Source organism: Streptomyces sp. UG1 (assembly GCF_049974585.1).
In the GTDB taxonomy this organism is placed as follows: Bacteria; Actinomycetota; Actinomycetes; order Streptomycetales; family Streptomycetaceae; genus Streptomyces.
In genome coordinates, this window is sequence record NZ_JBNGGG010000011.1 from 1 (window position 1) to 19,115 (window position 19,115).

Sequence of the window (19,115 nt, forward strand, 5' to 3'; positions counted from 1 at the left end):
CTTCAACCGATCACTCGGGAAGGTACGCCCTTCGCGTCCCAACCCGAGCCCGATCCACAGGTCCTGAGCATTGCTCGCCGGAGAGGTGGATGGGGTGGGAGCAGCCGCCGGTGGCGGTGATCTGCTCCAGCCAGCGCGAGAACTGTGGGTCTTGGGCGAGCCGGATGGCGTCGCGATCTGCTTCGGAGAGCTGACGCAGGCGCGCCGCGCGGTCGAGAGCGGCGCGCCTGTCAGCCGGGGAGAACTCCGGGGTGATGGTGGTGACCTTCCGGGGTGGGCCGCCGCAGCGGCACGGTCAATGGGTGGTGGCGCGAGGTCGCTCATGGGGTGGCTCCCTTGCTGTTCAGGTGTCGTGCGGCGGGGTATCAGCGGATGGTTCCGGTGCCCCGGCAGACGCGGCAGCGCCGCCGCCGTCCAGTCCAGGTCCTGCGGGCGCCGTCTCCCTTGCAGTGCGGGCACCTCACGCGAGGCATAGGCATGAGTGGTGTCCCTTCCTGGTCAGAAGTTGCTGAAGCCGGTGAGGAACCAGGTCACGAAGCCGTCGACCGTGAGGCTGGCCGGGGTCTGGCCCAGGTACATGCCGAACAGGGCGATGCAGATCGCTTCCCAGGCACGGACGCTGTGGGAGCGGACGAGGAGGGCGGTGATGATCCCGAAGATCACGACCAGTGAGACCGCGCTGCCGGTGCTGATCACTTGGCGCCTCCTTCCAGCACCGCGAGGGCGCGGTCAATGGCGGGCAGGTCGGGTGCCATCGCGCCGTACTTCCGTGCCGTCGACACCGCTTCCTCCGTGGGGGTGAGGTGGGAGCGGGCACGGCTCCAGCCACCGTCCGGGCCGGTGCACACCGCCACGCCGCGTTCGGGTGCGGTGATCGACTGGGCGACGGCGACTGCGTCCTTGTTGAGGTCGCCGAGGGTCATTTCGGCGGTGCCAGGGTCGTTGACGCGGTGGCAGATCCGGCCGCCGAGCTGGGCGCGTAGTGCGGTGACGCCGGGGCCGAGGTCGGAGCCGACCCGCTGTCCGGCCACCACCAGGTGCAGCCCCAGCGCGGCCCCGAGCTGCGTGAGGCGGAGCAGGAGCGTGGAGCACTGCTCCGCCTCCGCCTTGCCCTCCCTCGTACCGTCGGACAGACAGTTCCGCGATCTCGTCGACGATCACGACGACCGGCACAGGCCGGAGATCCTCGGGCAGCTCCCAGATCGAGCGCACCCCGGCCGACCGGCACGTACTCATCCGGTCCTGTATGTCGACGACCAACGCGGACAGCACGCCAACCGCCTCACGCCTGCATGTGGCCAGCGCGCTCAACCGACCGGCGAACAGGCCCAGTTCCATGCCGCCCTTGCAATCGATGCCGACCAGGGCGACCGGCTGTGTCGCGAGCTGTGTAATCAGCCGGGCGAGGAGTGTGGACTTACCCGAGCGGGTGGCCCCGGCGATGAGCCAGTGCGGCACCAGGCGCAGGTTCATGACCCAGGCGCCGCCCGACTCCAGGACGCCGATGAGCGCCGAGAGGAGTTCCGCCGGGGCCGTGGCTAAGCCAGGTCGCTCTAACGGGTCGGTGGCGGTCGCGGTCAGCAGCACCAGCCCGCGTTCCGGGGAGGTGATGCGCACGGCGTGGACCTTCCACGCGTGCACCAGCGCGTCGGCCGCCTGCATATACGCTGCCGGAGTCTGTCCCGCATGCAGGCGCGCGGTCACGGTCAGCCCCATCCGCGTGGCGCGCGGAAAGGAGATCCGGGGAGCCACCGGCCGTAGCGGATCACCCTTGACCATCAGGTCCCCGAGCAGCCCGCGCGGCGGACGCCGGGAGACGGCAAGGTCGTTGAGGATGGCCACCTTGCGCCAGGTGAACACCACCCGGCACGCGGCGGCGGGGTAGCCGACGAGGTACCAGTGCCAGGCAGGACGGTGCCGGCGCACGAGGTCACCGACGACGAGCAGCCAGGCCAGAGCGGCGAGGACGAGCGCGAGGAGGATCGGACCCATCACGCCTCACCGCCCTTGCTCTGTAAGGGCGTTCCATGCACGGGCGTGATCGCGTCCGCGCGGAAGCTGAGCCCGTGCCGGTCGCCCATCGACCAGGCGAACGCGGTCAGGCCGGTGACCTTGACGATCTGGCCCTCTTGGATGCCCTTGGGTTCACCGCTCACGGCGATCTCGATCACGGAGATCCGCCGTCCGTCCTGCCGCACGGTGACGGCCACGGTATAGACGGGGTTGCCGTCGCGGTCTTTCTTCACCTCCTGCGTCTCGTGGTTGCTGATCTTTGCTTCGGGCGCGATGGCGCACCGCAGTACGCCGAGCCGCGCCGTGTCCACAGGAATGGACTGCATTTCGTTGGCCTCCTTGGCCAGTTAGGACGCCGACTCATATGCCGACGTCACTTGTCCTTACGAGTTATGACTATGAAGTCCTGTACGACGAGAGTGCAACTACTTATGCTGACGAGTGATGTCGCGCGTGCGACGTGCCTACGACCTCACCCGGAGATGCCGAGATGTCAGAGATCCAGCGCCCTGGAGCCCTCTACCAGCAGGTGGCCGCCGCCATCCGCGAGGCCATCCTCACCGGCGAGTTCGCGCCCGACGCCCTGTTGCCATCCGAAGCGCAGCTCATGACCCGCTACGGCGTCTCCCGCCCCACCGTCCGCAACGCCGTCGCGGCACTGCGCGCGGAAGGCCTGATCGACGTCCGCCACGGCAAGGGCAGCTTCGTACGCTCCAGCGGACGGCCATACCTGACGATCGAGCGCCGCATCAGCCGTACCACCGGGGGCGCATTCGTCATGCCGGGCGCCGACGTCTGGCAGGAGGTCGAGGAGCCGACCACCTACCGCACGCACACCACCAAGGACACCGGCCGAAGCCTCCAACTCGGCGAGGAGGAGGCACTGTTCGGCTGTGATCGCCTGCTCATCGACCCTGGCACCGGCACGCGCGCCATGCACCGCACGCTGATCCCCTTCGAGGTGGCCGAGGCCGTCCCCGGTCTTGCCGAGCAGCCATGCGAGCACCCGACGGCTCTCTACGGACTGCTCACGGAGGCCGGGCACAAGCTGTCCTGGACGGAGACGGTTCGCGCGCACATGCCGCTGCCGGACGAGCGCACCACGCTCCGCCTGCCGGACGCGACCCCGGTCCTGCACGTGTCCCGCGTCGCGCACGGCGCCGACGGCCGCCCGCTGGTTCTCGAAGAGCTCCGCATCGGCGCCGACCGTGCCGAACTCGCCTACCGGATCACCGCCGACAAGCAGCCCGCACGGCGCACCCGCACCTGACCCCGAGCGGGCATCGGTCGAAACAGTCTTCACTTCCTCAAGGGCGCGCCTGCGGCGCGCCGGGTCGCCCGGCCGCCCCGGCCGGGCGTGCGGCGTGGACGCCGGTCCCGTCCGGTCGCCCGGCGCCCGCAGCACACCCGAGGAGTCGAAGCGTCGACCGGCCGCCGGGAGCAGGGGCCCGCGGGGCTGGGGGTCGACGGCCTCCGGGACTTTAGGCAGCCACCATGGGGCGAGCCTCGAAGACCAGGGGGCCCATCGGGCACATACGCAGGCAGCACCAGGGCCTGCCCGATTCGCCGGGCCAGCGTAGGGCCCCCTGTTCCCTCGCCCCATGGCAGCTCCCGCCCAAAGTCCCTCCGGCCGGCGACGTGCCCGCGCGCACCGCTCACCAGCGAAGCCGCTCACGCTGCACCACCGCCGCACTGCGCGCGCTCCTCCAGGAGCCCAGCGAGCCGCATCACCGCGCCGGGCGTGCCGACCAAGCGAACAAGCCCCCGCCCGTCGTCGGCCGTCGCAGCCACGGCCCGTAACTCGGACGGCTCGAACTCCGCTCCGAGGAAGGCCAGGTTCACGTGATCAGCAGCCTCCCGAGCCTCACGCCAGCCAGCCACATAATCGACGCCGCTCACCCACAGGCCGGATTCCGCGCCTGTGACGTCCAGCCCGTCGCCGTGCCACTCCGCACCCACGCCAGTCACCTTGCCGCTCCCATCGAGGTAACAGATCGTCAACTCTCTTTGGCCCAGGGCGAATGCACAGCACAGCGACCCCGGTACCATCAGGCACCGGGGATCGCTGTGTCCCCTCCCGGACCACCCCGGTTGCTGCCAGGCGCGGGGGTGGTCCGGTCTCGGTATGGGGTTGTGAAGCGTGGCCCCCAAGGGGCCGGGTGGGGAGCCCGACGGGAAGTCCCGGGGAGCCACGCCCCGATCACCAGAGGAATCAACCTCCAGCCCCGAACTGCCGCCCGCTCCCGAGAGAGCAACGAGGAGGCGACAGCCCGGAGATCATGACGGTGGGCCGCCTCCAGCACTGCTGTCGAGGTCGAAGCGGCACCACACGGTCTTGCCACCGTGATCTTCCGGCGTGCACCACACCGCCGCCGCCAGCCGCTGGACGATGAACAGCCCACGGCCGCTGTCAGGCACGACAGCCTCCGCCAACTCACCCATCAGGCCCGGCGAGAAGCTGTCACCAAGTGGAAGCACCGGAGGAGTCGAATCCTCGTCCGTCACGCCGATGAAGACCCACTTCGGCCAGATCTTGAACGTCACGTGGATGCGCCGACTGCCGCCAGGACGGCTCAGGGAGGGTTCCGGCACCGCGTGGTTCACCACGTTGCCCACCAACTCAGACACAGCCAACTTGGCGTCGTCGACGATCTCCGCCGCACCGGAGTCCTGGAGGAGCTGAGCCGTCACGTCACGCGCGACGTGCGCGGAGTCCGGGAGCTCCGCGAAGAGCGTCAAGGCCGCGTAGCGCGCGCCCGCCGACGGATCCGGCGCCGCGAACCAGTGAGTGAACGCGTCTAAGTCACCCATCACCCGTTCATGCCGTCGCGTTTCTCTCGCGTTCATGACACGGATCACCATCTCTGGTCATGCCTGCCGAGCCCCTCCCGGCAGGGTGACCCGAGAGTGCACGCCATGTCCCGCCTGTCGCTCCCCCCTCTTGGGGACCCCCCTCGTGGGTACACTCGCGAGAGGCACAAGGCACGGACGAGAACAAAACACGCAGGTCAATCACAATGGGGAAGTGAGATGGCCGAAGCTGCACCCACACCGGCAGCTCTACCGCCGCACGTGCTGGAACGAGCAGACGTGCGATCCGCAATCGCCAGCCACGACTTCGGCGAGGTCTTCAGACTCGCCAAGATCCACGGCCACATCAGCTACGCCAAGATCGCCGAAGCGGTCAACTACAAGCGTGAGCACATCGGAAAGATGGCCCGCCCGGAAACCGACGGCAAGGGCGTACGACCCCGGATCACCCAGTACTCCAAGATCCTCGAAGTGGTGGACGGCCTACGGATTCCCGGTCACCTCGCGGGACTCGCGCCACGCCCATGGGAGCAGAACCGACCGGCCGCGATATCCGCACCCGACGACCCGAGCACCCTGATCGCTCAGGGCGGGGCCGGACTCTGGGACGTCGCCGAGATGCTCCGGCGCACGGAGATGTCCAGCATCAACAGCGCCGCCCTGGAGTCGATCGAGCAGGGCATCGACCAACTGGCGCGCGCCTACCCGTACGCCGACGCCGACTATCTCCACGACCGCACCCGCAACGGCCTGCAATACGTCACCAAGCAGCTCGAAGGCCGGATGACCCTACGCCAGCACCGCGAACTACTCGTGGACGCCGGATGGCTCTTCCTACTCAACGCGTGCGTCCAGTACGACCGAGGGCAGCGCGAAGCCGCCAACCTCAGCAAAGCCGCCGCACTCCGCATCGGCGAGGAAGCCGGGCACGGCGAGATCAAGGCATGGGCATGGGAGATCGAGGCCTGGTTCGCCCTCACCCAATGCCGCTGGCAAGACATGCTCGCCGCCGTCGAGGCCGGGCACATGGCCGACCAGACCCACTCCGTCGGCGTCCAGCTCTACGCCCACAAGGCCCGCGCCGCAGCCCGCATGGGGGACGGCCGCCTGGTCCGCGACTCCCTGGACGCCGGCCGAGCCCGCCTGGACCGCCTCCCCAAGCCCGACCACCCCGAACACCACTTCATCATCGACCCCGACAAGTGGGACTTCTACGAGATGGACGCCTACCGTCTCCTCGGCGACGACGAACGCGCCGCCACCCACGCCCGGTCAGTAATCAACATCAGCACCGGCCCCGACGGAACCGAGATCTCCCCCATGCGCGCAGCAGAGGCCCGGCTCACGCTCGGGGTCGCCGCCGCCCGCACGGGCGAGATCGAAGAAGCCATCGGCATGGGCACCACGGCCCTGGAGGCCGACCGCAAGTCTCTGCCGTCCCTGCTTTTAGTTGCCGACGAGTTGGACAAGGAACTGCGCGCGCGGTACCCCCGAGAAGCGGCAACACGTGACTTCCACGAGCAGGTCACGGCGATCAAGCGAGGCGCCGCCCGTCCCGAGCTTCCCTTCTGAACAGACCAAGTAATGCCCTACGCTCCCGTGCCAACGCGGTCCGTGCGGGTAGTGCGACTCATTTTCCAGGGCACGAAGCTCAGTCGGGCAGTGGCAGGTAAATCCTGCGGCCTCGTAGGGCAACAATTTGAAGCTTTCCGTGATCGAACGGAACACGCTGTGTGAGCTATTGGCCCTGCGGGAGGCCAGGATCTTCGACAGCTGCGAACAAGAAATCTGGGTGCACACTGGAGGAGCGGGCAGATAGCCGAGATGTAGCCGCTCGTTTGGACGTGGGAGAGCAGATGTCGACCGTTGAGGATGATCCCAACATTATTCCCATCACACGCGAAGAGATCGTCGAGCGCCTCGCTTGGGCTGCCAAAAGCCGCTGCGGCATGAGCCTGGAAGAGGTTCTCAAGCAAGACCGTTCGGGAAAGTTGGAGGACAGAGGAGCCCTCACCGACGTCCTGATCCTGCTCCATCTACTCCCAGCCGACGACCCGTTGCTGAGTGTGCGATCCGATGAGTGAAGTCGAGAGCGGCCGCGCTGAAGTGCGCGCGCTGACCGCCAAGGTTCACCAGGGCGGCAGGCAGTCTGCCAAGGCATTCCGCGATCTTGCCCAGAAGCTGCTGGCGATCACGGTCATGGCGCAGGGGCAACACCTGGTCCTGAGGCCTAACCAAACGGGTACCGGACCATGGGTTATGGAAGGGGCGCACAAGTCACAGATCGCTTCCGACGCCGGGATGGTAAAGCTTCGAGACGGCCACTGGCTGAGGGTCGGCTACCTGCTGTCGCTCACAGCGAACGATCGCTTGGCAGTGACTGAATCCAAGATCCAATACCAGTGGACAGACGGCGACCGATCTGAAGTCTTCCGATATGACTACGCCTACGAGGCAGAGGGCCAGCACCCGGCAGCGCATCTCAACATTCATGCCCTGCTGCGCCAGCCTGATGACCTAGGCAGCTCCGAATGGCCCCTTGAGCGAGTTCACTTTCCCACCGGCAGGACCTCTCTTGAACAGGTGCTCCGTTTGCTAGCTCAGGGATTCGGGGTCGCCACCGCCAAATCAATCGAGGTCTGGGAGCCTGTTCTGGCAGAGGCGGAAAGAATGTTCTACGAAGTAGCTCACCAGCCGGGATTCACTTCCGCAGATGCCGCATGACAAAAACCCAAGATGGGTCGCATCCCTCTTATTCCGAAGGACATCCGCTCAATTTACGCGCTGGGCACGCCATCGTTCATTATGAGCAATTGTCATGTTTTCCAGCGAGCGACCCTCTCCGTGCAGATCACCATCTTGCCGGTATAGCTCAGCAGCTTGACGAAAGGCGTCGATGGATTCATCAAACCGGCGCAGCCTTAGGAGTGCACCGCCACCGTTTCCGATCGCCCTGGCTCTGCGATGCGTGTCACGAAATCGCTCAAAAATTTGTGCAGATTCCTGATGGACACGGAGCGCTTCGCGGAAACGTCTTAGTCGGTACAGTGCTGTACCTTGGTTATCCAGGGACCCAGCCCGCCGATGCTGGTCACCGAATTCCCCAAATACCTCCGATGCTCGTTGGTGAAGATTTAGAGCTTTACTGAACTCCTGTAGTCCCTGAAGTGCCGTTCCCTGATTATCCAGCGCTGCGGCTCTGCGATAGCGATCGTCTAGATCTTCATAAATTTCCGCAGCTCGGATGTGCGCATCGAGTGACTCCTCAAAACATGACAACTCCATCAGCGCCACTCCTAAATTCGTCAGAGCGCCAGCCTCACACTGCCAGTCACCAAGTTCCTGGAATACCGATGCAGCTTGCCGGTGAAGCTCTGCCGCCTCATTGAAACGCCGAACTCCCTGCAGAGAAACTCCACTAGCGTCCAAGGCTTTCTGTTCGCCAAGCCGATCTCCAGTTTCCCGAAGAATCTCTACTGACTGCTGGTAGGTTTCGGCGGCCTCCTCAAAGCGTCGCGCTTCTTGCAGGTCCAGGCCCAAGCTGTGAAGTACTCCGCCCTCGCGCTGACGGTCACCCACACTCTGAAAAATCGAAACCGACTCCCGATGAGCTTCGATCGCTTCATCGAATCGCCGCACTTGACGTAAAACCAGCCCCAGATTATTCAGAGCAGTTGCTTGGCCATGACGATTTCTAGTCGCTCCAGTAGCGCGCACGGCCACCTGTGCAATTTCCAGCCAATCCTCGATGTGGCGACGCCAGTTCAAGAAAGGACTCAGCGCCAAAGAAAGGAGCGCGGCTACTGTGAGGAGGTTTTCATCTTCGGCAAAGCGCACAGCTGCGACCAGACATTCATACTCATCATCGAGCCAAGACAATGCAGCGTGGCGATCGGCAAAGCGTTGCGAATCACCCGCGTTATGTACGAATTGGAGGAATGAATTAGCTGCGCGAGTGCTAGTCAGGAGATAGTCGAGGAGACGTTCAATAGCCGTCTGACGTTGATCAGTATTCGCTTGTTCCCGACTAAGCTCATCGGCGTAAAGACGAATCAGATCGTGCATAGCCCAGCGCTCACTCTGCTGCTTTTCCAATAGGTGAGCGCGTGTGAGCCCCGCGAGGAGTCTCCGTGTGGTGGCGATAGGGCGGTCAAGCAGGATCGCAGCAGTCTCCGTAGAGATGTCCGAACCAGGAGCTAGAGCTAGCAAGCGAAAAGCACGAGCTCGTTCACTGTCATCGCTAACCAGTTGGCTGTACGACAAGTCAAAGGCAGCACGTACTGAGAGCGGACGGCCCTGTTCGTCAACGTCGTCGTACTGAAGAATTTCCAAACGAGTTCGGGCATCGCTAAGATCGGCGATCTGGTCGACCAGAGGTCGATCTGGCTCGTCCCGAAGTAGCGCCGCGATGATATGCAAGGCCAACGGCAACCGTCCGCATAGCTTGGCAAGACGCTTGGCATCCGCAGGGTGATCCGATACCCGGTTGTCACCCGGGCGGGTCGCTCGTAGAGCTCTCTGGAGAAGTTCAACGGCCTCATGTAGGGAAAGTGCTGTGACCTCTACACGGTGAGCGGGCAAAGCCGAAAGAGTGTGACGGGACGTGACGATCACGCGATGGGGTGGGCCAGGCAACAATGGCGAAACCTGCACAGCGGTCGCAGCATTGTCCAATACTGCCAGCAGAGGGTTACCACTCTCGGCCAGGCGATCTAGGAGAGCGCGCCATGAATCCATTTTCGCCTCGAAGGTTGGCGGTATGGCTGTGTCCGCCAATCCCAGTGCACGCAGAAATTGTTCAGCGGTAGTGCCTGCCTGTTGCGGGCCACTGTGGCCGTAACCGCGCAGATCAGCGAAGAGGATGCCGCCTGTAAACCAACCACGTTCACGGGCCCGGTGTGAGGCGTGTACCGCTAGGGCAGTCTTGCCTGCGCCCCCCATACCCACGATGGCCGAGGCAACCGGCGCAGTTGGAGAGCTCTGGATACTTGGATCGAGGTGATCAAGTAGTTCCTCCAGCAGCCCGCTGCGACCGGTAAAACCCACTGGGTCAGGAGGTAGGGTCACTGGCCCACGAACTGGCATGGAGGCCTCTGCCAAGCCCTGCGCTGACCTAGGTCGACCACCTCGCTTAGCCGATCGCTCTCCTCGGGCTGCGGCAAGCATCTGCAGCCACACCCCCTCTGAGCGCTTTTGATATGCGCTCTCTTGCGGCACCCGGGCTTGAAGGAAAGCAATCAGCACCTTGAAGTAGCGCTCGGACCTGTGGCCGGGCACAGCCTTGGCGGTCAGCCAGTCGTCGATGGTCGCGACGCCGAGACGAAGTGGTGGCTGCTGATCCTTGCCGAGCTTGACCAGCCGGCTGAGCGGAGGCGCTCCCGCCACGTCATACAGTCTGCGCAGTTCGCCCCAGAACCGCTCCGCAGCCCCGCTCACGAAGAAGCACCGCCCGTCCGGGCCATCCGGAACATCTCATGCCCGGAAATCCTGTTCTTGCCGTGCTGACCAGCGTACTTACCACGCGATGCCGAGGCAGCAGATCGCCGGAAACCCTCCGGAAGATGGACACCTGTGCCTCCAGCGCCCGGCAGGAGACAACCCACCGGGCCCGTTCCGGAGGTCTGTTCTCCATGTCCGTCCTGCCTCAGGTGTTCCACGACGGGGCCATCCTCGCTGGCGCCGCCACCCTCCTCTACGCAGCTACGGTCGCCACCACAGCTGTCACCTCTGTCCTCGCCCCCTCCTCAGAGCGGCGCCGCGACGCTCGCGAGACCCTCAAGGTCCTGCTCGGCCGCCGACCTGCACGTTGACTCTTCGTCTTTGGGATCACGACGAAGGGTGATCTCACATCAGGCTGGCGAGGGGGCAGGCTCGATGGTCTACCCCCTCAGCCGCGCTACCACCGGACCGCTCTGGGAGGCTTTGGCCGATCTTCATCGGGCAAAGCCTCCCACCCTCGAATCGAGCCGGAGCGAGCCGTATCCCGCACGAGCTCCTCGCTCGCCGGTCCCGCTCGGTCCATCCCGGGGCACTCATCGTGTCGTTGCCGACCAACCAGGACATCCTCAAGGCGCCAATGCGCCCTCTCCCAGCAAGGAGAGGGCCACTAGGCGACTCAGACCCACTCGACCTCGGAGACAACCTGCGAGGCACTCCCAGGGCTAGGCAGAGGCGTCGGGGAGGAGGTCGCTGGCCCCGCCGGGCGAGGACGAGAAGTACTCAGCGCAGCCATGACCGTAGCTACCTCCTCCTCATTCACTCCCGCCAGAGCCTCGACCACCCTTTCGAGTGCCTCGCTCACCTCAGTGCGAGTGCTCGCTCGGCGCTGGCGCAGCGTTCTTGACCGTAAGAGGCAGCAGCTTCTTACCGGTCGGCCCGATTTGTATAGCCGTATCCATCTGCGGACACACCCCGCAGTCGAAGCACGGCGTCCACCGGCAGTCCTCGACCTCGGTCTCGTCGAGGGCGTCCTGCCAGTCCTCCCAGAGCCAGTCCTTGTCCAGGCCCGAGTCCAGGTGGTCCCAGGGGAGGACCTCCTCGTATGTGCGCTCGCGCGTCGTGTACCAGTCGACGTCCACGCCGAACGGCTCCAGCGCCTTGTCCGCGCAGCTCATCCAGCGGTCGTAGGAGAAGTGCTCGCGCCAGCCGTCGAAGCGGCCGCCGTCGTCGTAGACCGCGCGGATGACCGCGCCGATACGGCGGTCGCCCCGTGAGAGGAGGCCCTCGACGATGCCGGGCTTGCCGTCGTGGTAGCGGAAGCCGATCGAGCGGCCGTACTTCTTGTCGCCGCGGATCTTGTCGCGGAGCTTCTCCAGGCGGGCGTCCGTCTCCTCGGCGGAGAGCTGCGGGGCCCACTGGAAGGGGGTGTGGGGCTTGGGGACGAAGCCGCCGATCGAGACGGTGCAGCGGATGTCGTTGGACCTCGACACCTCGCGGCCCTTGGCGATCACGTTCATCGCCATGTCGGCGATCTGGAGCACGTCCTCGTCGGTCTCCGTCGGCAGGCCGCACATGAAGTACAGCTTCACCTGGCGCCAGCCGTTGCCGTAGGCGGTGGCGACCGTGCGGATGAGGTCTTCCTCCGACACCATCTTGTTGATGACCTTGCGCATGCGCTCGCTGCCGCCCTCGGGGGCGAAGGTCAGGCCGGAGCGGCGGCCGTTGCGCGTCAGCTCGTTCGCCAGGTCGACGTTGAAGGCGTCCACGCGGGTGGAGGGGAGGGACAGGCCGATCTTGTCCTCTTCGTAGCGGTCGGCCAGGCCCTTCGCGATGTCGCCGATCTCCGAGTGGTCCGCGGACGACAGGGACAGCAGGCCGACCTCCTCGAAGCCCGTCGCCTTCAGGCCCTTGTCGACCATCTCGCCGATGCCGGTGATCGAGCGCTCCCGGACGGGGCGCGTGATCATGCCTGCCTGGCAGAAGCGGCAGCCTCGGGTGCAGCCGCGGAAGATCTCGACCGACATGCGCTCGTGGACCGTCTCGGCGAGGGGGACCAGGGGCTGCTTGGGGTACGGCCACTCGTCCAGGTCCATGACCGTGTGCTTGGACACGCGCCACGGGACACCGCTCTTGTTCGGTACGACACGGGCGATACGGCCGTCGGAGAGGTACTCGACGTCGTAGAACGCCGGGATGTAGACCGCGCCGGTCTTCGCCAGGCGGAACAGGACCTCTTCGCGGCCGCCGGGGCAGCCCTCGGCCTTCCACTCGCGGATGATCTTCGTCATGTCGAGCACGGCCTGCTCGCCGTCGCCGATGATCGCCGCGTCGATGAAGTCCGCGATCGGCTCGGGGTTGAAGGCCGCGTGGCCGCCGGCCAGGACGATCGGGTCGTCGATGGTCCGGTCCTTGGACTCCAGGGGGATGCCCGCCAGGTCCAGGGCCGTGAGCATGTTCGTGTAGCCGAGCTCCGTGGAGAAGCTGAGCCCCAGCACGTCGAAGGCCTTCACCGGGCGGTGGCTGTCCACGGTGAACTGCGGGACGCCGTGCTCCCGCATCAGCGCCTCCAGGTCCGGCCACACGCTGTACGTGCGCTCGGCGAGGACGCCCTCCTGCTCGTTCAGCACCTCGTAGAGGATCATGACGCCCTGGTTGGGCAGCCCGACCTCGTACGCGTCCGGGTACATGAGCGCCCAGCGGACATCACAGGACTCCCACGGCTTGACCGTGGAATTGAGTTCTCCGCCGACGTACTGGATCGGCTTCTGCACATGCGGGAGCAGAGCTTCGAGCTGCGGGAACACGGACTCGGCGGCCGCAGCGGCTTCGGCAGGCATCTCGCGAACCTTCGTGAGCTGGACTGAACTGACAGGGGTGACCATCCAGCCTAACGCGACCGCGAGGGTCCTCCGTACGCCCGCACTACCACTTGGGTGCCGGTGACCTCAGACGGCCGACCCGGCTTTCATCTCCGCCCACGCCTGGGGCAGCGCCGCCTCGTCGGCCGCCGCTCGCTGCTCCTCCCTGCCGTACAGCAGCCCGTACGTGAACGAGCTCTCCCCCGCCGCATGCGCCTGCCGCGCCAGTTCCCGCAGGGCCTCCCGGGTCATCACGCTGTCCTGGTGGTCGCCGAGCAGGTTCTGCAGGGACTTCATCGACTTCACCAGCTTCCCGGCCCGGTCCCCCAGCGCCGGTACCGCCGATTCCGCCGCGTAGCGGGTGCGCTTGGCCTTCTTGCGCGCCTCGTGCAGTGCCAGGTCGCGGTCGGCGCCGGGCTCGAGTTCGAGGGCTTGCTCGACCAGCCCGGACAGCTTCGCGAAGTCCGTCCGTACGACCTTGCCGATCACCTTCTCCGGCGGTCCGGCGGCCGCCTTCAGCAGGGGCGGCTCGGCCACCAGCGCGTCGAGGGTGTCGAGGAGCTGCAGATACCTTTTGCCGTCCAGCACGTTCATCAGCCGCCGGCGCGAACCGCCCCGCCTGGCGTTGGACCAGGTGCGCAGCCGGGTGCGCACGGGCCCGGAGAGCAGGGTCCGCGGCAGCTCGCCGATGGCCGCCGTCAGGCGCTCGGTCAGCACCTCCTGGTCGCGGTCCACGCCCAGTTCCCCGGCCAGCCACTTCAGCTCCTCGCCGATCGGGTCGGTCACCGCCCGGTCGAGGACCTTGCCATACGACCTGAAAGCACTGCGCATCCGACGGGTCGCGACCCGCATCCGGTGCACGGAGTCGTACACGTCCCGCCGCACCGCCGGGTCGAGCTCGACGATGGCGTCCCGCTGGGCACGGAGGTAGGCGAGCACATGGTCACCGGCGGTGGCCGGCGCCTTGGCCGCCCGGGCCTTCTTGCCCCGCTTCTTCTTCGGCGCCGTCTCCTCCAGCGCCCTTTGCAGCTTCGACGCCGACGACGAGGGCCGTACGCCCGCCTTCCGCAACCGCTTCTCGACCTTGTCCAGGAACACCGGATCGTTGCCGTCGGCCAACTCCACCTCGATCTCGGTCCACTGGACGGTGCCGCCGCCCCCGCCCAGCCGCTCGGCCCGCACGGCGTCCACGCCGACCTCGGCCAGCAACCGGCCCTCGGCGTCCACGAGGTGGCGCACATCGCGGTCGGAGCGCAGCCGGACCACGGGCACCAGCTCGGTCTCCCGGACCCGGGAACGGACCAGCCCCGCGAGCGTCCGGGGCAGCTCGTCGGACAGCGGGGCCTGGATCTCGTCCCGCACGCCTTGCGCGACGGGGAACTTCAGATGCCAGCCCGCGTCCGCGCCACCCGTTCTGCGGCGCAGCGTGATCGACGACGCGGCCAGGCGCTCGTCCGGGGTGTCGTAGTAGGTGGCGTCCAACTGCGCTACACCCTTGTCGACAACGGCCGCGACACCGGCGACGCCGGTCAGATCGGGCAGGCCACTGTCATCGGATTCATACTTACGCTCGATTTCGCGCTTCGTGTCCGCCATGAACCGAATCTAGTGGGAGTCCCGACCGGACGACAGGGCTTACCAGCCATGAACCCCGAGGAAACGGACGATGACGGCGCGGAAACGACCCATGGAACCCGGCCTCAGGCCGACATCGGACGCTGCACCCGGATCGACTGGAGCAACCCCACCGCCACCCACACCGCGAACATCGACGATCCGCCGTACGACACGAACGGCAACGGCAGACCCGTCACCGGCATGATCCCCAGCGTCATCCCGATGTTCTCGAACGACTGGAAGGCGAACCACGCCACGATCCCCGCCGCCACGATCGTCCCGTACAGCTCCGTCGTCTCGCGTGCGATACGGCAGGCCCGCCACAGGATCACGCCCAGGAGGAGGATGATCAGCCCGCCGCCGACGAAGCCCAACTCCTCCCCCGCCACCGTGAAGACGAAGTCGGTCTGCTGCTCCGGCACGAACTGCCCGGTGGTCTGCGAGCCATGGAACAGCCCCGCGCCCGTGAGCCCGCCGGAACCGATCGCGATACGGGCCTGGTTGGTGTTGTAGCCGACGCCCGCCGGGTCGAGCTCGGGGTTGGCGAAGGCCGCGAAACGGGCGATCTGGTAGTCGTCCAGGACGCCCAGTTGCCAGACCGCGATCGCGCCGATCGTCCCCGTCCCGATCAGCCCGAAGACCCAGCGGTTGGAGGAGCCGGACGCGAGCAGCACGCCCAGCACGATCACCACCATGACCATGACCGAGCCGAGGTCGGGCATCAGCAGCACGATCAGCATCGGCACCGTGGCCAGCCCCAGCGCCTGCATCACGGTGCGGTGGTCGGGGTACTGCTTGTCGCCCGCGTCCACTCTCGCCGCCAGCAGCATCGCCATGCCCAGGATGATCGTGACCTTCACGAACTCCGAGGGCTGCAGCGAGAATCCGCCGGGGAGCTTGATCCAGGAGTGGGCGCCGTTGATGGTCGAGCCGAGCGGGGTGAGCACCAGCAGGATCAGGAAGACCGAGACGCCGTACAGAATCGGCACCGCGCCACGCAGCGTGCGATGCCCCAGCCACACGGTCCCGACCATCAGCGCCAGCCCGATACCGGTGTTCAGGACGTGCCGGATCAGGAAGTAGTACTGGTCGCCCTGGTTGAGCTCGGTGCGGTTGCGGGTCGCCGAGAAGACGAGGAGCGTGCCGAGCAGCGACAGGACCAACGCCGACAGCAGTATCGGCCAGTCGAGCCGGCGGGCGAGCGAGTCGCGGGCGAACAGGCGGGTCCACCCCGCCCGTTCCGGCCCGTACCCGGAGACCTGGAAACTGTTGGCGCCGGTCATGTGAGCATCCTCCGGCTTTTCCGCTTACGGCCCCCGCGTCGCCTGCGCCGGGTGTCCCGGTTCTCGGCCGTCGGCGGCGCCACCGTCCCGGCGAGCCGCTGCTCGTCCGGCGCCTTCTCGCCCTCCTGGCTGGCCCGCTGGTCCTTGGCCGGGTCCTTGGAGACCTTCGGCGAGGTCATGGTGCCGTCGGTGCGGACCTTCGGCAGGTTCTTCTGCGGCGTCGGCAGCAGTGCGTTCTTCTTGTTGATCGTGCCGTCGTCGGAGACGCCGTACAGCGCGTCGTAGATATTGCGCACCGCCGGACCCGAGGCGCCGGAACCCGTACCACCCTGGGAGATCGTCATCACGATCGAGTAGTCCTTGGTGTACGTCGCGAACCACGAGGTCGTCTGCTTGCCGTAGACCTCCGCGGTACCGGTCTTGGCGTGCATCGGGATCTTGTCCTGCGGCCAGCCGACCTGCGCGAACCGCCACGCGGCGGTACCGCGGGTGGCGACACCGGCGAGGGCGTCGTCCATCTCGGCCAGCGTCTTGCGGCTTATGGGCAGCTTGCCGTGCGACTTGGGCTCGATCTCCTGGACGGTCTTGCCGTCGGCGCTGACCACGGCCTTGCCGACGGTGGGGTCGTAGAGGGTGCCGCCGTTGGAGATAGCCCCGTAGATGGTGGCCATCTGGATGGGGGTGACCAGGGTGTCGCCCTGTCCGATGGAGTAGTTGACGGAGTCACCGGCGCGCATGCGGTTGCCTTCGAGGCAGTTCTCGTAGGCGATCTTCTCGGCGTAACTGCCGTTCTTCTTGCCGTACTTGCACCAGGCGTCCTTGTTGGCCTCCCAGTAGTCCTGCTTCCACTGGCGGTCGGGGACGCGGCCGGTGACCTCGTTGGGCAGGTCGATGCCGGTCTCCGCGCCGAGGCCGAACTGGTGGGCGGTCTTGTAGAACCAGTCGTTGGGGTTCTTCTTCGGCTTGTTGCCGCCGTCGCGCTTCCATTCCTGGTGCGAGAGCCGGTAGAAGACGGTGTCGCAGGAGACCTCCAGCGCTCGGCCGAGGCTGATCCCGCCGTAGCTCTGCGACTCGAAGTTCTTGAAGACCTGCCCGCCGATCGAGTACGAGCTGGAGCATTCGTAGGGGCCGTCGAAGGAGTACCCGGCGTTGACCGCGGCGGCCGTCGGGATGACCTTGAAGATCGAGCCGGGTGCCGACTGGCCCTGGATCGCCCGGTTGAGCAGCGGGTAGTTGGAGTCCTTGCCCGTCAGCGCCTTGTAGTCCTTGCCGGAGATGCCGCCGACCCAGGCGTTGGGGTCGTAGGTCGGGTTGGACGCCATGGCGACGATGCGGCCGGTCTTGGCCTCCATCACGACGACAGCGCCGGAGTCTGCCTTGTACGGCTTGTTGGTGTTGCGGTCCCACTCCTTGCGGGCCTGCTTCATCGCCTCGTTCAGCTCGTACTCGGCGACCCGCTGCACACGGGCGTCGATGCTGGTGACGAGGTTGGAGCCGGGCTGCGCCTCATCGGCCTTGGCCTGGCCGATGACGCGGCCGAGGTTGTCGACCTCGTAGCGGGTGACGCCCGCGTTGCCGCGCAGCTCCTTGTCGTACTGGCGCTCCAGGCCGGAGCGGCCGACCATGTCCGATCGCAGGTAGGGCGAATCGGTGTCCTCGGACTGCTTGATCTCCTCGTCGGTGACCGGGGAGAGGTAGCCGAGGACCTGCGCGGTGTTGGACTTGCCGGGGCCCGGGTAGCGGCGCACGGCCTGGGGCTCGGCGGTGATGCCGGGGAAGTCCTCGGCGCGCTCACGGATCTGCAGGGCCTGCTTGGCGGTGGCCTCGTCGGTGATGGGGATCGGCTGGTACGGCGAGCCGTTCCAGCACGGCTGCGGGGTTTCGGCGTCGCACAGCCGGACCTTCTCCATGACGTCCGCGGGCTTCATGCCCAGCACGCCGGCCAGCTTGGTCAGGACGGCCTTGCCGTCGTCCTTCATCTTCAGCAGGTCGGTGCGGGAGGCCGAGACCACAAGCCGTGTCTCGTTGTCGGCGAGCGGCACTCCGCGCGCGTCCAGGATCGAGCCGCGCACGGCGGGCTGGACGACCTGCTGGACGTGGTTGCCGGACGCCTCCTTGGCGTAGGCGTCGCCCTCGCGGATCTGGAGGTACCACAGGCGTCCGCCGAGGGTGCCCAGCAGGGAGAGGACGAGGATCTGGATGACGACGAGCCGGATCTGGACGCGTGGCGTCCGGCCGGTCTCGGGGATGTTGGTCACTGCGCTGCCTCCCCCTCTCAGTGCGAGTACCAGTGCGAGTACCTGTGCGGATACGACTGTGTGCGTTCGACTGGTGAACGTCCGGCCCGCATGGCCCGGTTCCTGCCGGCCTCACCCGTCCGGGTGAACTCCCCTGCCCTCACAGCCGCTTGACCCCCTTGATGCGCCCGGCGCGCGCCGTGCGCGCCCGCACCGCCTTCACCTTCAGACCGTTCTTCAGTCCGGCGCGCTGGCCGCCGATGCGCAGCCCGGTGCCGCCGGAGAGCCAGCCGGAGGAGATGTCGGCCTTCTTCGCCTGGGAGCCGGTGTCGGCGAGCGGGTCGTTCTCCGCGCGCCGGGCCAGCGCCATGATCCCGGGGACGACGAACGGCGCGAGCAGCAGGTCGTACAGGGCGGCCGTGAACAGCAGGCTGCCGAGCCCGACATGCCGCGCGGCGGTGTCTCCGACGAGGGCGCCGACACCCGCGTACAGCAGCGTCGCGCCGATCGCGGCGACGGCCACGACGACCATCGGCCCGGTGGCCGACTTCAGCCGGCCGTTGTCCGGCTTGATGAGCCCGGCGAGATAACCGATGACGCACAGCACCAGCGCATAGCGGCCGGCGGCGTGGTCCGCGGGCGGGGCCAGATCGGCGAGCAGTCCGGCGCCGAAGCCGACGAGGGCGCCGCCGACATGGCCGTACACCATGGCCAGGCCCAGGACAGTGAGCAGCAGCAGATCGGGGACGGCGCCCGGGAGGTGCAGCCGGGCCAGGACGCTCGCCTGAAGGACCAGGGCGACGACGACCAGGGAGGAGGAGAGCAGGATTCGGTTGACGCGCATGGGGCTTCAGCTC

The 19,115-nt window shown here is 66.7% G+C and carries 14 protein-coding genes and 1 pseudogene; 4 read left to right on the top strand and 11 right to left on the bottom strand.

Annotated features, from left to right (window positions below; genetic code table 11):
* Positions 1 to 498 precede the first annotated feature (498 nt).
* The 3 genes and pseudogenes from ACP4J3_RS14085 to ACP4J3_RS14095 form a co-directional block, all read right to left on the bottom strand.
* Entirely contained in the window at positions 499 to 696 is a 198-nt protein-coding gene (locus tag ACP4J3_RS14085) for a hypothetical protein (RefSeq protein ID WP_426534056.1), read from the bottom strand.
* Positions 693 to 1,992: pseudogene (locus ACP4J3_RS14090) on the bottom strand (FtsK/SpoIIIE domain-containing protein). Before ACP4J3_RS14090 ends, ACP4J3_RS14085 begins: the two are co-directional and overlap by 4 nt.
* On the bottom strand, positions 1,992 to 2,339 hold the full coding sequence (locus ACP4J3_RS14095; protein WP_426534058.1) for a hypothetical protein: 348 nt from the start codon (positions 2,337 to 2,339) through the stop codon (positions 1,992 to 1,994). The pseudogene ACP4J3_RS14090 and the gene ACP4J3_RS14095 overlap by 1 nt, the downstream one beginning before the upstream one ends.
* Positions 2,340 to 2,503: 164 nt before the next feature.
* On the opposite strand from ACP4J3_RS14095, the gene ACP4J3_RS14100 reads away from it, so the two are divergent.
* Positions 2,504 to 3,283 (top strand): GntR family transcriptional regulator, encoded by a 780-nt coding sequence (locus tag ACP4J3_RS14100; RefSeq protein WP_426534060.1) that lies wholly within the window; start codon positions 2,504 to 2,506, stop codon positions 3,281 to 3,283.
* A gap of 401 nt (positions 3,284 to 3,684) precedes the next feature.
* Here ACP4J3_RS14100 and ACP4J3_RS14105 read toward each other — a convergent pair whose 3' ends face one another.
* A complete protein-coding gene (locus tag ACP4J3_RS14105; RefSeq protein WP_426534062.1) occupies positions 3,685 to 4,014 on the bottom strand; it encodes a hypothetical protein in 330 nt (109 codons plus the stop codon).
* A gap of 276 nt (positions 4,015 to 4,290) precedes the next feature.
* The gene (locus tag ACP4J3_RS14110) at positions 4,291 to 4,860 is read right to left on the bottom strand and encodes an ATP-binding protein (protein ID WP_426534064.1); all 570 of its coding nucleotides are present in this window, start codon (positions 4,858 to 4,860) and stop codon (positions 4,291 to 4,293) included.
* Between the two features lie 243 nt (positions 4,861 to 5,103).
* Here ACP4J3_RS14110 and ACP4J3_RS14115 point away from each other — a divergent pair, with 243 nt between their 5' ends.
* The 3 genes from ACP4J3_RS14115 (at position 5,104) to ACP4J3_RS14125 (ending at position 7,548) form a co-directional block, all read left to right on the top strand.
* On the top strand, positions 5,104 to 6,396 hold the full coding sequence (locus ACP4J3_RS14115; protein WP_426534066.1) for a tetratricopeptide repeat protein: 1,293 nt from the start codon (positions 5,104 to 5,106) through the stop codon (positions 6,394 to 6,396).
* A 284-nt stretch (positions 6,397 to 6,680) separates the two neighbouring features.
* Positions 6,681 to 6,908 (top strand): hypothetical protein, encoded by a 228-nt coding sequence (locus ACP4J3_RS14120; protein ID WP_426534068.1) that lies wholly within the window; start codon positions 6,681 to 6,683, stop codon positions 6,906 to 6,908.
* Entirely contained in the window at positions 6,901 to 7,548 is a 648-nt protein-coding gene (locus ACP4J3_RS14125; RefSeq protein ID WP_426534070.1) for a hypothetical protein, read from the top strand. Before ACP4J3_RS14120 ends, ACP4J3_RS14125 begins: the two co-directional genes overlap by 8 nt.
* 48 nt (positions 7,549 to 7,596) lie before the next feature.
* Here ACP4J3_RS14125 and ACP4J3_RS14130 read toward each other — a convergent pair whose 3' ends face one another.
* From ACP4J3_RS14130 to mreD, 6 genes are all read right to left on the bottom strand, one after another.
* Complete coding sequence (locus ACP4J3_RS14130; RefSeq protein WP_426534072.1) at positions 7,597 to 10,260, bottom strand: ATP-binding protein; 2,664 nt, start codon at positions 10,258 to 10,260, stop codon at positions 7,597 to 7,599.
* A gap of 866 nt (positions 10,261 to 11,126) precedes the next feature.
* Positions 11,127 to 13,100 carry a TIGR03960 family B12-binding radical SAM protein gene (locus ACP4J3_RS14135; protein WP_426534073.1) on the bottom strand — a complete coding sequence of 658 codons (1,974 nt, stop codon included), beginning with the start codon at positions 13,098 to 13,100 and terminating at the stop codon, positions 11,127 to 11,129.
* Positions 13,101 to 13,208: 108 nt separating this feature from the next.
* Entirely contained in the window at positions 13,209 to 14,717 is a 1,509-nt protein-coding gene (locus tag ACP4J3_RS14140; protein ID WP_426534075.1) for a CHAD domain-containing protein, read from the bottom strand.
* 104 nt (positions 14,718 to 14,821) lie between these two features.
* Positions 14,822 to 16,021 (bottom strand): rod shape-determining protein RodA, encoded by a 1,200-nt coding sequence (gene rodA / locus ACP4J3_RS14145; RefSeq protein ID WP_426534077.1) that lies wholly within the window; start codon positions 16,019 to 16,021, stop codon positions 14,822 to 14,824.
* Entirely contained in the window at positions 16,018 to 18,279 is a 2,262-nt protein-coding gene (gene mrdA, locus ACP4J3_RS14150) for a penicillin-binding protein 2 (protein WP_426534079.1), read from the bottom strand. Before mrdA ends, rodA begins: the two co-directional genes overlap by 4 nt.
* Before the next feature lie 139 nt (positions 18,280 to 18,418).
* Positions 18,419 to 19,102, bottom strand: coding sequence for a rod shape-determining protein MreD (gene mreD, locus ACP4J3_RS14155; protein ID WP_426534081.1), 684 nt, complete (start codon positions 19,100 to 19,102; stop codon positions 18,419 to 18,421).
* Between the last annotated feature and the right edge of the window lie 13 nt (positions 19,103 to 19,115).

Bases quoted from the DNA above. Each gene is read 5' to 3' on its own strand.
- ACP4J3_RS14095 (WP_426534058.1), bottom strand. From the start codon at position 2,339: ATGCAGTCCATTCCTGTGGACACGGCGCGGCTCGGCGTACTGCGGTGC.
- ACP4J3_RS14100 (WP_426534060.1), top strand. From the start codon at position 2,504: ATGTCAGAGATCCAGCGCCCTGGAGCCCTCTACCAGCAGGTGGCCGCC.
- ACP4J3_RS14110 (WP_426534064.1), bottom strand. From the start codon at position 4,860: ATGAACGCGAGAGAAACGCGACGGCATGAACGGGTGATGGGTGACTTA.
- ACP4J3_RS14120 (WP_426534068.1), top strand. From the start codon at position 6,681: ATGTCGACCGTTGAGGATGATCCCAACATTATTCCCATCACACGCGAA.
- ACP4J3_RS14125 (WP_426534070.1), top strand. From the start codon at position 6,901: ATGAGTGAAGTCGAGAGCGGCCGCGCTGAAGTGCGCGCGCTGACCGCC.
- ACP4J3_RS14135 (WP_426534073.1), bottom strand. From the start codon at position 13,100: ATGCCTGCCGAAGCCGCTGCGGCCGCCGAGTCCGTGTTCCCGCAGCTC.
- ACP4J3_RS14140 (WP_426534075.1), bottom strand. From the start codon at position 14,717: ATGGCGGACACGAAGCGCGAAATCGAGCGTAAGTATGAATCCGATGAC.
- rodA (WP_426534077.1), bottom strand. From the start codon at position 16,021: ATGACCGGCGCCAACAGTTTCCAGGTCTCCGGGTACGGGCCGGAACGG.
- mreD (WP_426534081.1), bottom strand. From the start codon at position 19,102: ATGCGCGTCAACCGAATCCTGCTCTCCTCCTCCCTGGTCGTCGTCGCC.